We start from the raw sequence: 15,760 nt of genomic DNA on the forward strand, positions 1-15,760 counted from the left end.
GCATCGCGCGAAATGCGGGAAGCGCGAGCCGGTGGGGGTAGTTCAACAGTCGAAGTCAGGGTGAGCAGGTTTGAAACTGCTCACCCTGACTTCGACTGTTGAATCGAGGCTCTGCCCCTACTGCGCGGCGGACTCCTCGTCGCGCTTATCGAGCTCGGGGATCATCGGCACACGCTGTCCGCGCTCTTCGGCAACCTCGGCAGCGCGGTCGTAGCCGGCGTCGACGTGGCGGATGACGCCCATGCCCGGGTCGTTCGTCAGCAGACGGGCGAGCTTCTTGGCAGCGAGCTCGGTGCCGTCGGCCACGGAGACCTGGCCGGCGTGGATGGAGCGGCCGATGCCGACGCCGCCGCCGTGATGGATGGACACCCAGGTGGCACCCGATGAGGTATTCACCATGGCGTTGAGCAGCGGCCAGTCGGCCACGGCGTCGGTGCCGTCGAGCATCGATTCGGTCTCACGGTAGGGGCTGGCGACCGAGCCGGAGTCGAGGTGGTCACGGCCGATGACGATCGGGGCCGAGATTGTGCCCTCTGCGACGAGCTGGTTGAACAGCAGTCCGGCCTGCTGACGCTCCTTGTAGCCGAGCCAGCAGATGCGTGCCGGGAGACCCTCGAACTCGACGTACTCATTGGCGGCGTCGAGCCAGGTGTGGAGGTGCTCGTTCTCGGGGAAGAGCTCCTTGAGTGCCTTGTCGGTGACCTCGATGTCCTTGGGATCACCGGAGAGGGCGACCCAGCGGAACGGTCCGAGACCTTCGCAGAAGAGCGGACGGATGTAGGCGGGGACGAAGCCGGGAAACTCGAAGGCACGCTCATAGCCGGCCTTGCGGGCTTCATCGCGGATCGAGTTGCCGTAGTCGAAGACCTCGGCGCCGCGGTCCTGGAACTCGACCATGGCACGCACGTGCTTGGCCATGGACTCTTCTGCGCGGATGGTGAACTTCTCCGCGTCCTGCTCAGCTTCCTCGTGCCAGTCATCGACGCTGACACCGATGGGCAGGTAGGACAGCGGGTCATGGGCCGAGGTCTGGTCGGTGACGATGTCGACCTCTGCGGCCTCAGGACGGTCGAGGATCATCGGCAGGATCTCAGCGGCATTGCCGACGAGGCCCACAGACAGCGCCTGCTTGTTCTTCTTGGCCTCGATGACCTTGGCGAGTGCGGTGTCGAGATCGGTCTCGACCTCGTCGAGGTAGCGCTTGGACTTGCGACGGTCCAGACGGGTCTTATCGACGTCGATGATGAGGCAGGCCCCGCCGTTGAGCGTCACGGACAGCGGCTGGGCGCCGCCCATGCCGCCGCAGCCGCCGGTGATCGTCAGGGTTCCGGCCAAGGTGCCGTTGTAGCGCTTGTCAGCGATGGCGCCGAAGGTCTCATAGGTGCCCTGGAGGATGCCTTGGGTGGCGATGTAGATCCAGGACCCGGCGGTCATCTGGCCATACATCATCAGCCCCTCGGCCTCGAGCTCGCGGAAGTGCTCCCAGTTGGCCCAGTCGCCGACGAGGTTGGAGTTGGCGATGAGCACGCGTGGGGCCCATTCGTGGGTGCGCATGACACCGACAGGCTTGCCCGACTGGACGAGGAGAGTCTCATCGTCTTCGAGGTCATCAAGGGTGCGCACGATCGCGTCGTAGGCCTCCCAGGAGCGAGCCGCGCGACCGGTGCCGCCGTAGACGACGAGGTCTTCGGGGCGCTCTGCGACCTCGGGGTCGAGGTTGTTCATGAGCATGCGCTTGGGTGCTTCGGTCTGCCAGCTCTTGGCAGTGATCTCGGTGCCGCGGTCGGCGCGGATCACGCGTGAGGGATCGTGCTGGGTGAAGCCGGGCTTCGTGGTCTTCGCGCCCGAGTTCTCGGAGGTGGCGGTCATGTGTCTCTCCTTCTGATCGTGCATTCCGGCGGATCGCCTGTCCAATGGTCTGGTTCGGCACACGTGGCTTCGGATAATCAGGTGTGCCCTCGGCCCGCCGCTGCGTCGTCAATGACTACATCACCCATTCTGTCGCTTGGGAGGAGATGCGGAAGTGGCGCACATCAAGTTCTGTCCGAAATGTCGGACACACTTCATGTGCGCTACACGAGTTCGCCTTCGCAAAAGGGGAGTGTGTCACCGCGTGGCCCGGCCTGGACTGAGGGCTCAGCCCGAAGGCTCAGTCGATGGGTCAGGCCGAGTCGCCGCGCACGAGGACCCGCTCACCTTCGACCTTCACGTCCCATGCGGGCTGATCGACCGACGCCGGGCCTCGCTTCACGGAGCCGTCCGCCAAGGCGAAGGTGCTTCCGTGCCAGGGGCATCGGATGCAATGGTCGATGACCTCACCCTCGTCCAGGGGTCCACCCGCATGGGCGCAGGTGGCGGACAATGCACGGATCGCCCCATCGTCCTTGACCATCACCACCGGCACTCCGTCGGCCTCCACTCGGAGAGGTGTGCCTTCTGTGACGTCAGCGACCGCGGCAACATCGCACCATTGTCCGCTGGCCTCTTCGAAAGCCGTGTGGTTGACACCGACGCCCTGAACATACGAGAGGTGGCCGCCCAGGTAGCCACCGAGACCTGTCGCCGACATGCCCAGCAGGGACAGAACCACACCCGCCTTCCTGTTTCCCCTCGTCCTGGCCAGCCACGAGACGAGCTGCAACGATGTTCCGATCGAGTTCGACACCGCATGAACATAACCGACGCGCTGAGCTGCCCCTTGCTCATCCGACCAGTCGGAGGCTCCCGACATCGCGGTCGGCACCGCCGCCAGCACACCGAAACCGACGAGTTTCTTCGCAGCTGCTGCACTATCCTCCCCGCCCGTCAGATCGAGCAACGACGCCATGGTCCACGCCCCTATGGGAATGTCGGTCAGCATCGGGTGCAGTTGGTGGCCCAGCCACGTACCGGACAGCGCGTTCTTCACCAATCTGGCGCCAGTCACCTTTTGAACGGCGCTTGCAGCAGGCTCGGCAAAACTATCGAACTTTTGCTGGGATTCGATCCCTTCGATCAGCGATTGCAGGATTTTCATGTCTGACCCCTTCTCTTCATTGAGATATTCGTTGCCCGAGGCGGCACCCAGGGTGATCGAATCGTCGATGGCGACCATGATCGGAACCATACGCCTCAGACGCAGGTTTCGGGACCCCTCGAAATCTGTGCGACCGTCTGTTTCATCGGATTTTTCGGAGGAGACGGGTCCCTACCCTCATTCCATGTGGGGTCTTGCAGTGTTGCCCGGTCCGAAATTCATTCATGCAATCTACTTCTCAATCGAGACGATATCGATTCTGTAAGTAATGATGAAAAGGGCATAGTGTGACGAGTGAAACACCGAATCTCCGAGCATCAGAGAAGAGGAACAACGATGTTCACTGCCCCCACCGCTGTCGTCGCAGCCACCGAATCACAGGACCTGCACACGACCAGGACCCGGGCCCAGAACTGGCGCTCGAAGGAGATCGGAATCCCCGACCGCGACCTCACCGACCAGGCTCTGGCCGATCTTGCGACGACGGCGGCCAACCTCGGCGAACATCCCTTCGAACGCACCGTCGCGGCGATCCAGTCAAGCCGCAGCGGTGACTACCCGGTCATCCCCGACATCACCTCGGCCTCCGAGGTCCTGCGCGAATTCCTCCGCGCAGGCCGAATCGACGGCTGGCTCTACGTGCGCGAATCCGACGGTTACGTCCATCCCTACCTCGTGATGACCATCGCGGTCGAACACGGGGACAAGACTCGCGGACCGCGTGTGAAGCTGACTCTCGAGGCCGACAATCCGACGGTCAAGCGCCCCTCCCGAGTTCCCCGCATCCTCTATTTCGAAGACACCGAGATCGTCGGCAAGACGCCGGAAGAGGCACTGACCGCAGCCGGAGCCTTCCGCGAGAATCAGTCGCTCAAGGACGAGTACTCGACCCGTCTGGCCGAGTTCAAGGAGATCATCGAACACGGCTTCGGCTCCCAGTACATCTTCACCGGGCGCGCGATCCGCACCGACGACCACCGCGCGGCCAATCGCCGGGCCGGACGCAAGGTCGTCAACGACGTCGCCCCCGATGAGATCGCCGGCCTGCGCGGGTCGACCCCTTCCGTCCTCTTCGACGAAGACGAGCTGGGAACGATTCCGCTGCTCACGGCAGTGCGCGTCTTCGACCTCGGCGCCCAGGACTACCTCGACGTCAACACCGGCGACCTCGATGCCTACGCCTACGACCCGAGCCTGCAGGACAAGCTGGTCCTCCCCGACGAACAGCGTGAGCTGCTGACCATCCTCACCTCGGACATCGGCGTCTTCACCGGTGACATCATCAACGGCAAATCTGCGGGCAACGTCATCCTCGCCAAGGGTCGTCCCGGCGTCGGCAAGACTTTGACCGCCGAGGTGTATGCCGAGGTCATCGGCAAACCGCTGTACTCGATCCACTCCGGATCGCTGGGCATCACGCCCGAGGCCGTGCGGAAGAATCTCGAGGTCATCTTCGACCGGGCCAAGCGCTGGGATGCCGTGCTCCTCCTCGATGAGGCCGATGTCTTCGTCCTCGAACGCGGCCTCGATCTCGTTCAGAACGCGATCGTCGCGGAGTTCCTGCGCACCCTCGAATACTTCGATGGGCTCCTCTTCCTCACGACGAACCGGATGAACGGAGTCGACGAGGCGATCCTCGCCCGCTGTGCCGCCGTCATCGAATATCACGCCCCGAGTCCCGAGGATGCCCGTCAGATCTGGCAGATCATGGCCCGCGGCAATGACATCGAGCTCGACGCGGACCTCCTCGACCGTCTGGTCAATGACTTCGTCGACATCACCGCCCGTGACATCAAGATGGTGCTGCGCCTGGCACTGCGCATCGCCGCCCACCGAGGTGCGGCGCTGAGTATCGACGACTTCGTTCATGCCGCTCACTTCCGCGGAATCCACACCACGGACGAGACCTCCGGCAACTCGTCCCCCGAGGAGAGCTCCACACCCGCGGACACCTCGGCGCCTGCGCAGCCTGCAGCCAGGCAGGTCGAACCGGCATGATGCTCGAGACCCGCCAGCTGCAGTACTTCGCCACCGTTGCCGAGGAACGGCACTTCGGCAAGGCGGCGGAGCGCCTCAAGCTGGCTCAGCCCTATCTCTCCCAGCAGATCCGCAAGCTCGAACGACAGCTGGGCACCACCCTGCTCAACCGGACCACCCGCACGGTCGCCCTGACCTCGGCAGGAAGCCACCTCCTCGAGCAGGCCCGTCGAGTCCTGTCCGAACTCGACACCCTCGGCACCGAGGTCCAGCTCATCGGCGCCGGGCTCAAGGGCCCGCTGCGCCTCGGCTTCACCGGCTCCACAACTTATGGAGTGATGCCGCAGGTCGTGCGCCGCACAGCCATGGCCGCGCCCAACCTGCAGTTGGGCGTCAGCGGCGAGATGACCACGCCCCGGCTGGTCTCCCAACTGCTCGAACGCAGCATCGACATCGCGCTCCTGCGCTACAGCTCTCCGATGAAGGGGCTGAGCTACCAGGTACTCGGACATGAGACCTGCATCCTGGCCGTACCGACCGGTTCCCCGCTGGACGACCTCGAGTCGATCACAGCCGCCGAGCTGGCCGAGACATCCCTGGTCGGCTACCCGGAGAACTCCGTGGTGTCGGCGGTCACGACGGCGTTTCTCTCCGAGCAGTCGGCGTCTCCCGACTACTCGATCCGCGCCTCGGAGACCTCGACTCTGATGTCGCTGGTCGCCGCCGGGCTGGGGCCCGCCATCGTCCCCCGCACTGCCACTGCTCTGGAGATCCCAGGCGTCCACTTCCGTGAGATCACCGAAGCACCCCGGACAGAACTCGCGCTGGCGTGGCGCACGAACGAAGAGACCCAGACCGTCACCCGCATGACCCGGATCATCGCCGAGGTGGTCTCCGACGTCATCGAGGAAAAAGCAGCCGATCCGGCAGAGTCACCCGCCGAACCGGCCGAGTCCCCCGCCGAACCGAAGGAGAACGCATCGTGAAGATCACCCACCTGGAGACGGTGCCCTACCGGATCCCGATGAAGAAGCCGCTGAAGTTCGCCAGCGGCGCGGTCCACCACGTCGAGCATGTGCTCGTGCGCCTTCACACCGATGACGGCCTCGTCGGCACCGCGGACATTCCGCCCCGCCCCTACACCTACGGGGAAACCGTTGAGTCAGTCATCGCCGTCATCAACACGATCTTCTCCGACGCACTCATCGGCGCTGACCCCCTCGACCGCGCGGCGATCCATTCCAAACTGCATCGCACGATCGGCAACCAGACAGCCAAGGGCGGCGTCGACATCGCCCTCTGGGACCTCATCGGCCAGGCGTATTCCACGCCTGTCCATCGTCTCCTCGGCGGGTACTCCTCCTCACTCGAGGTCTCCCATATGCTCGGCTTCTCCCCCACTCAGGCCGTCGTCGACGAGGCACTGTCGTTTGCGGAAACCTTCGGTGTCCACTCGTTCAAGATCAAGGTCGGCCGCCGTCCGGTCTCCCTAGACATCGAACTCGTCACTGCCCTGCGTGAAGCGCTGGGCCCCGACGCGCTCCTCTACCTGGACGCAAACCGCGGCTGGAGCGCCACCGAGGCGGCCCAGATGCTCGCGGGCACTGCCGACCTGGATCTGCGGTTCTTCGAAGAACCCAATGACGCCGCCGAGGTGCTCACCCGACGTCAGCTTGTGACGAACTCACCGATTCCGATCGTCGCCGACGAATCGGCGCCCAACCTCGGCGATGCCGCCCGTGAGATCCATACGGGGGGAGCCAACGCCCTGTCGATCAAGACGGCGCGCACCGGTTTCACCGAGTCCCAGAAGATTCTGTCCTTCGCCGAGGCCCTGGGCCTCGACGTGCTCATGGGCAACCAGATCGACACGCAGCTGGGCAGTGTCGCAACCGTGACCTTCGGTGCGGCGTTCGAGCACTCCTCCAGGTACCCGGCGGAGATGTCGAACTTCCTCGACATGGCCGATGATCTCATCGCCTCCCCGCTGGAGATCAGGGACGGGCACATCCACGCACCAACCGTCCCCGGTGCCGGCACAGCCATCGACGAGGACAAGCTCTCCCACTACCGCATCGATCGATGACTTCCCGGGCCAGGTGAACCAGCCGGGCCTGAGAGATTCGCAGAACCTGACGTACACAACATCAACAAAGGAGTAGACATGTCAGAGAACAGTTTCACAACTGAGACCACCGCCAAGGCAGCGGACTCGGGCGCCAACGCCTCCGCACGCTTCCGCGAACGCCAGGCTCAGACCGGCGGCGGAGTCGTCGATCATGAGCGGGTCGAGCTGCTGGCAGGCAAGGCCATCAAGGCGCTGACCGACATCGTCGAAGAGGAGCAGGTCAGCTACGAGGAGTACAACGCCCTCAAAGCTTGGCTGATCAAGGTCGGCGAGGACGGCGAATGGCCGTTGTTCCTCGACGTCTGGATCGAGCACGCAGTTGAGGAAGTCGCCAACCAGGATCGCGAAGGCTCGAAGGGCACCATTGAGGGCCCCTACTACCTTCCGGACGCGCCCGAAGTCGAGTGGAACGGCACCATCGACATGCGCTCAGACGAGCCCGGCACCCCGTTCGTGTTCAAGGGCCAGGTCACTTCGGTCAGCGGCGAACCGCTTCCCGGAGCCAAGCTCGAACTGTGGCACGCCGACAACCTCGGCTTCTATTCCCAGTTCGCGCCGGGTCTGCCCGAGTGGAACCTCCGCGGCACCTTCGTGGCCAATGAAGACGGCGCCTACGAGATCCACACGATCCGTCCCGCGCCCTACCAGATCCCCACCGAGGGTGCCTGCGGTCAGCTCATCGAAGCTGCCGGCTGGCACGCCTGGCGTCCGGCCCACATGCACTTCAAGGTGTCGGCGCCCGGCCACAAGCTCATCACTTCGCAGCTCTACTTCCCCGGCGATCCGCACAATGATGACGACATCGCCTCGGCGGTCAAGCCCGAGCTCCTGCTCGACCCTCAGCCCAACCCGGATGAGGAAGGCGAGATGACGACCTACAACTTCGTCCTCGATCCCGAGGGCTGATTCGACCCCCGAGGGCTGATTCGACGTCGAAGGCTGAGCTCAGCCGCACGGACCCGCATGGCACAGTTGAGCCATACAGCTCATAACTCGGCAGGGCTGCGCGGTGCCGGCGGCAGCATTTCCGCCGTTTGATTGAGACCCATCACTTTGCGTGCGAGAAGCCAGTTTGCATACTGGCTTCTCGTCCGCAAAGTGATGGGTCTCTGCACTAAAAGTGTCAGACGAGACAACAGCGGAGGCGGCAGCGGCAGCGGCAGCGGAGGCGGCAGCGGCAGCGGCAGCGGAGGCGGCAGCAGCAGCGATGACAACTGCTTGAGGTTCGGCACTCTTGGTGCTGCAATGCACTCGCACCTAAGGCAGTCGACGGCCAGCGTGAGTAGTCGACGGCACCCAAGGTAGTCGGCGGGTCCCTGAGTAGCCAACGGCCCAAGCGGGCCAACCCATCACACCGACGGCACGTCCCCCGACAGGTGCACGGCGGCGAGCTCGGTGCGGGACCGGATTCCGAACTTTCCGTAGATGTGTGTGAGGTGGTACTGCACAGTCTTCTCTGCGATGAAGAGCTTGCGTGAGACCTCGGCGTTGGTCATTCCCTGGACGACGAGATCAGCCACGGACATCTCCTGCGGGGTCAGAGGCACGTAGCCGCCTGCCTCAACGGAACTCTTGACCGCACCCCTGCCGTTGTCGGTCTCCGACATGCCGCGCCAAGACATTCCCGTGGCACGCAGCTCTTGATCGCAGCGCTTGATGAGAACCGTGGCGCCCACACCTTCGTAGAATTCGCGCGCCCGGACCAGGCTCTCCACCGCCTCACGCCGCCGGTTGGCTCGGCGCAGCATCTGGCCGCGGCGCAGCAGCACTTGAGCAGTCGCGGTGTCCTGCTGGCTGCGGGTGAAGAGTTCGAGCGCCCGGGCGAAGTCCGCTTCCGCGGCCGGGATGTCGCCCGTGTCCTGGTGACTCCTCGCCGAGGCGAGCGCTGACTGTGCGCGGATGTGTTCTCTGGCCTCGGCAGTGTTCTTCTTGAAGTCCGCTGCCACCTGCTGCGCCTGGTCGGAGTGGCCGAGGGTGATGAGCGCATCGACGTATTCGGTGGACCAGGGCCAGAAGGAGGCCCTGTCCTGGGTCCATGAGTCCACGTCGAGCAGCGGTCGCAATGCTGCCGCACGCCCATCGTGGTCGCCTCTGACGTTCGCTGCCACGGCCCTCACCAGACGTGCCGGTACTTGCATGGCCAGATAGTCGCTGAGGATGGCGCTGCTGTCTGCTCGCCTCATCACCTCGTCAACGGGGTGACCGCGCCAGAGTTTGATCTCCGCGGCGGTCCAGTTCAGGAGCGGAGCCACGAGAGAGATGTTGGCGCTGTCGGCCCGCCGCAGGCCGATTTCGGCCGTACGCAGACCCTCGTCCCATTCGCCGAGGAGGTACTGGACCCGGGCCAACCAGCCGTGAGCCCACAGCGATATCCGCAGGGATCCCCGTTCGTACTGGGTCGGGACGGCGGCTTCGAATTCCCGCACCGCCTCCCGCAGGTCCCCGGCCAGCATCGACACCCACCCCACGCAGAGACGAACCCGCTGGTTCTGGGCCCCGGTGAGGTGACGGTCGGAGAGGTCCTCAAGATCCTCCTTGGCCTCGACGATCTTGCCCTGTGCGGCGAACCCCAGAGCTCGCATCGCATGGGACTCGACATTCGCCGGTTCGTCGACCCCGCCGAGGGACATCGCCCGGTTCGCCCACTCACGAACCTTCGGGCCATCCCAGCGCACCAGGGAATCGAGTGTGCGGCGCAGCGCGATCTGTGCGGTGAGTCCGTCGTCGTCCGTGGGTGCGGCGGCGGCCCGGGATAGGAGGTCGTCGGCCTGTGCGGCATGGCCCCGGTGGATGGCGACATTGGCCAGGACGGTGTCGCGCAATGTCGAGGGCGCGATGTTCTTGCCGATGTCGATCCAGGGCAGGACCTCAACGACCCTGCCTGCACTGGCCAGAGCGTCGATGCCTGCCAGCAGCTCGTCGTCGCGGTCAGCCGAAGGCGCCAGGACACGTGCCGCACCGAAGTGCAGCTCAGCAGCGTCGGCCCAGCGCCCGAACCTCTCGGCGACGGCCGCTGAGTCCCTGAGGCGACGAGCGAGTTCACCATCGGCCCCGAGCGCGGCCGTGGCGAGGTGGACTAAGCGTTCGTCTTCCCGGTAAGCGGAGTCAGCGGCCCGTTCGTGAAACTGCCGTCTGGTCGAGGGTGCCATGGCGGCCATGATCACGCGGGCCGAGGTCGTGCGGCTCAGGGCCAGGGTGAGCCGTCCGGCCGAGTTCCGTTCGCGGAACACTCCGTGGGCCACACCAAGGTCGACGGCGGGACCCGGATCGTGCAGAGAGGCCACGCTTGCGATGCGGGCAAGGTCTTGGGGACCACCGAGGATCGCCAATGCGGAGGCCACATCCGAGACTTCGGCCGAGCCGGTGGCCTCGATCGGGTCGAGGACCTCCCGGATCACGCTGTCGGGCAAAGGCAGGTCGGCGGGATCAGCTGGCCAACGGCTCTCGGGCAGCAGGGACAGGATCTCCTGCGCCACGCGCAGACGACCGGAGCTCTGGGCCACGAGCACCGAAGCACCGTGCTCGCCGATGTCGTAGACCCCTCGGGCACGCGCCAGTTCAAGGGCGTCGGCGCGACCGAAGTCCGGGATCGTGACCCTTTCGGACACGGGACTGGTCGTCATCCGCAGAAAATCGGGGTCCACCTTGGCGGACGTCTTCGGGTCGACAGCGATGAGGAGCAGGACACGGGTCCCGCGCAGACGACGCCCCAGCTGGCTGAAGATCTGCAGGCTCTCCGGATCTGCGAGGTGGATATCGTCGAGGACGACGATGCGCTTCTCCTCATCCTCGCTCTGCAGCTCCTCGAGGAGGGACTCCGCGATCTGCACCCGGTCGCTGGCCGAACACTCGCCGTCGACGGACTGCCAGATGGGGTCCCTTGTGCGCAGCTGCCCGAGCATCGCGTAGGGCACCTCTCGGCTCCATTCCGCGCCGACGAGGATCTCACAGTCATCATCGGTCTCGTCCTGGACGGCCCGCAGGACACTGGACTTGCCGGAGCCGGAACCGCCCTCGAGCACGAGGTCCCGACCGCCGCTGTCGGCGATCGAGTCCCACAGCTCGAGCACGGAGGCCAGGGCCCGAGCGGGACCGGGGAGAAGGTCACGCCGGCCGATGCCTGCGTTTGGTTCGTCTATCCCTGATCACCGCCGCCGATGGGCAGAACGGAGCCGTTGATGTAGGACGCCGCATCCGAGGCGAGGAAGACGATGGGCCAGGCCTGTTCCGGCAAGGTCCCATACCTCTTGAACAGGCTGGACTCGGTCGTCTGCTCGACGACTTCGCGGAACCATCCTTGTTCCTCCTCGGTCTGGGCTCCCGGACCTCTGGGGATCCGGCGTTCTGGTGCTTCGGTGCCGCCGGGTGCGGTGGCCACGACCCTCACTCCCGCCTCGGCGGCCTCCATGGCCAGTGATGCGGTGAGCGCGTTGACCCCGCCCTTCGCGGCGGAGTACGGGACCCGGTTGATGCCGCGCGTCGCGATCGACGACACGTTGACAATGGTACCTGTCCCCCGCGACTTCATCTCGGGGAGGATCGCCCGGCACATCCACATCGTCGGGAACAGGGAGCGACGGATCTCGGCTTCGATCTTCTCGGGCTCGTAGAGTTCGTAGGGCTTGGCCCAGATCGTGCCGCCGACGGCGTTGATGCAGACGTCGGGGAAGCGCAGCTTCTGCGCCGCCTCGGTGACGACGTGCTCCGCGCCCTCCCAGGTCTCCAGGCCGCCCAGCACCGTCGCCGAGGTGAGGCTTCGTCCTCGTGCATCGGCGATGTCCTTCGCCTCAGCTTCGGTCTCGGACACGAGGTCCGAGCGGTCGGACAGGATCAGGTCCGCGCCCTGGGCGGCCGCGAGAAGGGCGGTTTCGCGCCCGATGCCCTGCGCGGCTCCGGTGATGAGGACGAGCTTGCCGGCCAGCAGCCCCTGGTCGACGAGGACGGATTGGTCGGTGGGCACGGACTGGTCAGTGGGCACGGATTGGTCGGCGGGCGCGGACTGGTCAGCTCGTACCTCAGGAGGCATGCGGCACCACCGAGCTCATCGTGGCGCGAGCGTGCTCACTGTGGGCGCGCAGGACACGGCGGGCGGCCTCGATGTCGTTGTTCTCGAAGGCGTCGACGAGCTCGAAGTGCTCGGTGTCGACCTCGGGTGCGATCCAGCCGCCGTTCTTCAGCGCTTCGACGATCTGACTCTGCACCTGCAGGCGACGGAAGCTCTCGAGGAAGGCAGGGTTGTCGGAGAGGACGAAGAGGTATTCGTGGAATTCCTCGTTGAGCTTGCCGAACTCCTCCGCGTCGACGATCTCATCGCCCTTGAGCACGGTCGACACGTTCTCGGCCAGGCGGCGGAACTGTTCGAGCTGCTTGTCAGTGAGCCTGCCCATGAGCAGTTCTGTCACGGCTAGCTCCAGGCCGGTGCGGGCCTCGAGATGGGCCATCGAGTCCTGGTGGGTGAAGGAGAGGCGGCCCGTCTCTATCGACGAAACGGCTTCCCCGGCGCTGACCTTGTCACCGGATTCCTTGATCGACTCGGTGCTCATCGGTGCACCCGATTCGTCGTCATCGGTCGAGCCCTTGGGTGCGAAGCGTTCGTAGTAGAAGTTGGCCGGGGTGATTCCCTCGTCACCGAGCCACTTCGAGACTGCGTCGACCATCGGCGGTGGACCGCAGAGGTAGATGTCGACATCGCCGCCGGCCAGGTGCTCGTCATCGAGGAACTGGGTGACATAGCCCTTCTGCTCAGCGGTGGACTCCGGGGAGGACACGCAGTAGCTGTAGGTCAGCGTGCTGATCTTCTTCGCGTATTCGTCGAGGATGTCGAGGCCCACGAGGTCCGAGTCGTTGGTGACGCCGTAGACGAGGTGGATGGGCTGGTCGGTACCGTCGTCAGAGATCTTCTCGAGGATCGACAGGATCGGGGCGAGCCCGGTTCCACCCGCCAGCAGCAGCATGCGACGTTTCGGAGGGCGGAGGAAGAACGTGCCGAAGGGGCCGGTCATCGTCAGCTTGTCACCGATCGCGGCACGTTCGGTGAGGAAGGTCGACATGGCACCACCCGGGGTGTTGCGCACCATGAAGGAGGTCTTCTCGACCTTCGGGCCCGAGCTGAAGGAGTAGGAGCGGGCCTGGTCCGTGCCTGGGACCTGGAGGTTCATGTACTGTCCCGGCAGGTAGGCCAGGTCATCGCGCTTGTCCACGGACAGGGTGAAGCTGACCGTGGAGTCCGCGTGGAACTCCAAGTCGACGATCTCGGTCTCGAACTCCGAGGCCGAGGTCTTGGCGATATCCGAAGTCGTGGGCACGTCGATGATCATGTCCGACTCGGGAGTGGCCTGGCAGGTGAGCACGTAGCCTTCCTCGAGCTCCTCCTCTGTCATCGCATCGTCGATGAAGTCGCCCGGGTCGAATTCGCCCGAGGTGCAGAAGGACTTGCATGTCCCACAGGCCCCGTCGCGGCAGTCGGAGGGAAGGTTGATCCGTGCCTTGAAGGCGGCTTCCATCACGGTCTCGTACGGGTTGACCTTGATGATCTTGGTGACGCCATCTTCGAAGCTGATGGCTACGTCGTTGCTCATGGTTGTCCTTCTTCTCTCTCGGGCTGCGCTTCCTCACGCAGATGGTCAGTCCTCGGCTGGTATCGCCGCGGTCACTCGTGGTGAACGCGGCTCAGATCATGTAGATGTCGATGAGCTGATGCACGGTGTCGTTCTTGAGGATGACCTTCTTGGCCGTGATCACCGGGCTCTCCCCGGAGATGTCGAGCGTGTAGAGGCTGTGGCCGTAGTAGGTCAGCGTCGACTGGTACCGGTAGTAGTGGGTGGTCCAGCTGAAGCGGGCCTCCACCGTGTCACCGTCGCGGCTGAGGAACTCCACGCCGCTGATGTTGTGCTCGGTGCGCGGTTCCGGCATCGAGGTGGCAGCCGAGCGGTCGGTCCTGATGCGGAAGACTCTGTCTTCGAGTCCGCTGCGGTTCGGGTACCAGATGAGTGAGATCTCGTTCTGGGGGTCGGTCGTCAGAGTGTCGTCGACGTCCCAGGCCGGCATCCAGAACGGGGCGTCGGGGTGGTAGCACTCCAGCCACTCTTCGAAGTTCCATTCGTCGAGGAGCCTGGCCTCACGGTAGAGGAACTGGCGGATCCATTCTGAGGTTTCGGGATCGACGATCAGTGCGGACTTCGTCGCGGGTGCTGTCATGGTCATGATTGCGGGTTCCTTCCTTACTGCTGCTGCCGTGCGGCGGCGCGTGCGTCCTCGGTGGCGAGCGCGTCAATCATCACCGACTGCCAGTACTCGTGCTGGACCGGGTAGAGTCCCTCGTCCTCGGTCTTCGCGCCCGAGGCGATCGGGTTGATGCCCAGTTCCTTGGCCTGCTCATCAGGGCCGTCGATCTGGTGTTCCTGGCCACGCGACATGTCGTTCCAGGGTGATGCCGAGGCCCGGTAGGTCTTGTGCGCCGAACGGAATTCCTCGAGGTCGTCCGGGGTCGCCATTCCGGTGGCGTTGAAGAAGTCCTCGTACTGGCGGATGCGGTTGGCCCGGGCTTCCTGTGATTCGCCCTTGGGGGCGATGCAGAAGGTCGTCACCTCGGTCAGGTCGGCTGCGATCGGGCGGATATGTCGGATCTGCGAGCTGAACTGGTCCATCAGGTAGACGTTCGGGTAGAGGCAGAGGTTGCGGGAGATGTTGGTCATGAAGTTGGCCTTGGTCTCGCCGAACTCTTCGACGAGGCGTTCGCGTTCGGACCACAGTGACCGATCCTCTGGGTTCGTCCATTCCTGCCACAGCAGCAGGTGACCGTAGGGGAATGAGTAGAAGCCACCGGCGACCTTGCCCCACCCTCCGGCGTCCATGGCCTTGGTCTCGTTCTCCGACTCACCGGACTTGCGGCGCGCAGTGGTGGCCGCGTAGTTCCAGTGAACCGAGGTCACATGGTAGCCGTCGGCCCCGTTCTCCGTCTGCAGCTTCCAGTTGCCTTCGTAGGTGTAGGTCGTTGCACCCTTGAGGATCTCGAGGCCGTCCGGTGACTGGTCGACGACGGAGTCGATGATGACTCGGGTGTCGCCGAGGTGGTCCTCCAGGGGCTGCACATCAGGGTTGAGTGAGCCGAAGAGGAACCCGCGGTAGCTTTCGAACCGCGCGACCTTGGTCAGGTCGTGTGAGCCTTCCTTGTTGAACTGCTCCGGGTAGCCGCCGTTGCGTCCATCCTTGACCTTCAGCAGCTCACCGGAATTGCGGAAGGTCCAGCCGTGGAAGGGGCACGTGAGTGTGGTGCGATTGTCGGTCTTGCGGCGGCAGAGCATCGCCCCGCGGTGGGCACAGGCGTTGATCAGGCAGTTGAGCCCGCCCTGCTTGTCCCGGGTGATCATGATGGGCTGTCGACCGATGTAGGTCGTGAAGTAGTCGCCGATCTCGGGGATCTGGGATTCGTGGGCGAGGTAGATCCAGTTGCCTTCGAAGATGTACTTCATCTCGAGCTCAAAGGTCTCTTCGTCGGTGAAGATCTGCCGATTGACGCGGCGGACGCCCTCTTCGGGCCGTTCCTGGACTCCGTTCGCGATGAGATCTCGAGTGTCAGCGCTGAAATCGAGGGTATCGGTCATGGTGAGCCTCCATTGGTCTCTCGTTGAGTAGGTCTC

General features: G+C 64.5%; 11 protein-coding genes. 4 read left to right on the forward strand and 7 right to left on the reverse strand.

Translation table 11 applies throughout. The features are described 5' to 3' along the window. Window positions 1-117: 117 nt before the first annotated feature. Both hutU and HU144_RS01730 read right to left on the reverse strand, forming a co-directional pair. Window positions 118-1,869, reverse strand: coding sequence for a urocanate hydratase (gene hutU, locus HU144_RS01725; RefSeq protein WP_235349860.1), 1,752 nt, complete (start codon window positions 1,867-1,869; stop codon window positions 118-120). 292 nt (window positions 1,870-2,161) lie between these two features. Further along, on the reverse strand, window positions 2,162-3,094 hold the full coding sequence (locus HU144_RS01730) for a Rieske (2Fe-2S) protein (protein ID WP_235349861.1): 933 nt from the start codon (window positions 3,092-3,094) through the stop codon (window positions 2,162-2,164). Between the two features lie 258 nt (window positions 3,095-3,352). Here HU144_RS01730 and HU144_RS01735 point away from each other — a divergent pair, with 258 nt between their 5' ends. The 4 genes from HU144_RS01735 (at window position 3,353) to catA (ending at window position 8,027) form a co-directional block, all read left to right on the forward strand. Then, complete coding sequence (locus HU144_RS01735; protein ID WP_235349862.1) at window positions 3,353-5,014, forward strand: ATP-binding protein; 1,662 nt, start codon at window positions 3,353-3,355, stop codon at window positions 5,012-5,014. After that, window positions 5,011-5,979 (forward strand): LysR family transcriptional regulator, encoded by a 969-nt coding sequence (locus HU144_RS01740; protein ID WP_235349863.1) that lies wholly within the window; start codon window positions 5,011-5,013, stop codon window positions 5,977-5,979. The genes HU144_RS01735 and HU144_RS01740 overlap by 4 nt, the downstream gene beginning before the upstream one ends. Further along, window positions 5,976-7,079 (forward strand): mandelate racemase/muconate lactonizing enzyme family protein, encoded by a 1,104-nt coding sequence (locus HU144_RS01745; protein WP_235349864.1) that lies wholly within the window; start codon window positions 5,976-5,978, stop codon window positions 7,077-7,079. The genes HU144_RS01740 and HU144_RS01745 overlap by 4 nt, the downstream gene beginning before the upstream one ends. Window positions 7,080-7,157: 78 nt before the next feature. Then, window positions 7,158-8,027, forward strand: coding sequence for a catechol 1,2-dioxygenase (gene catA / locus HU144_RS01750; protein WP_235349865.1), 870 nt, complete (start codon window positions 7,158-7,160; stop codon window positions 8,025-8,027). Between the two features lie 443 nt (window positions 8,028-8,470). On the opposite strand, the gene HU144_RS01755 is transcribed toward catA, so the two are convergent. From HU144_RS01755 to benA, 5 genes are all read right to left on the reverse strand, one after another. Continuing rightward, window positions 8,471-11,260 (reverse strand): helix-turn-helix transcriptional regulator, encoded by a 2,790-nt coding sequence (locus HU144_RS01755; protein WP_328284313.1) that lies wholly within the window; start codon window positions 11,258-11,260, stop codon window positions 8,471-8,473. Continuing rightward, the gene (locus tag HU144_RS01760) at window positions 11,257-12,147 is read right to left on the reverse strand and encodes a 1,6-dihydroxycyclohexa-2,4-diene-1-carboxylate dehydrogenase (protein ID WP_235349867.1); all 891 of its coding nucleotides are present in this window, start codon (window positions 12,145-12,147) and stop codon (window positions 11,257-11,259) included. Before HU144_RS01760 ends, HU144_RS01755 begins: the two co-directional genes overlap by 4 nt. Then, window positions 12,137-13,699, reverse strand: a complete 1,563-nt coding sequence (benC, locus tag HU144_RS01765; RefSeq protein WP_235349868.1) for a benzoate 1,2-dioxygenase electron transfer component BenC — start codon at window positions 13,697-13,699, stop codon at window positions 12,137-12,139. Before benC ends, HU144_RS01760 begins: the two co-directional genes overlap by 11 nt. A gap of 91 nt (window positions 13,700-13,790) precedes the next feature. Then, window positions 13,791-14,324, reverse strand: coding sequence for a benzoate 1,2-dioxygenase small subunit (benB, locus tag HU144_RS01770; protein ID WP_313900587.1), 534 nt, complete (start codon window positions 14,322-14,324; stop codon window positions 13,791-13,793). Window positions 14,325-14,341: 17 nt separating this feature from the next. Further along, window positions 14,342-15,724: a benzoate 1,2-dioxygenase large subunit gene (gene benA, locus HU144_RS01775; RefSeq protein ID WP_235349869.1), complete on the reverse strand. Its 1,383-nt coding sequence runs from the start codon at window positions 15,722-15,724 to the stop codon at window positions 14,342-14,344. Window positions 15,725-15,760: the final 36 nt, after the last annotated feature.

The sequence above is a fragment of the Brevibacterium sp. UCMA 11752 genome, from assembly GCF_021532235.1.
Classification (GTDB): Bacteria; Actinomycetota; Actinomycetes; order Actinomycetales; family Brevibacteriaceae; genus Brevibacterium; species Brevibacterium antiquum.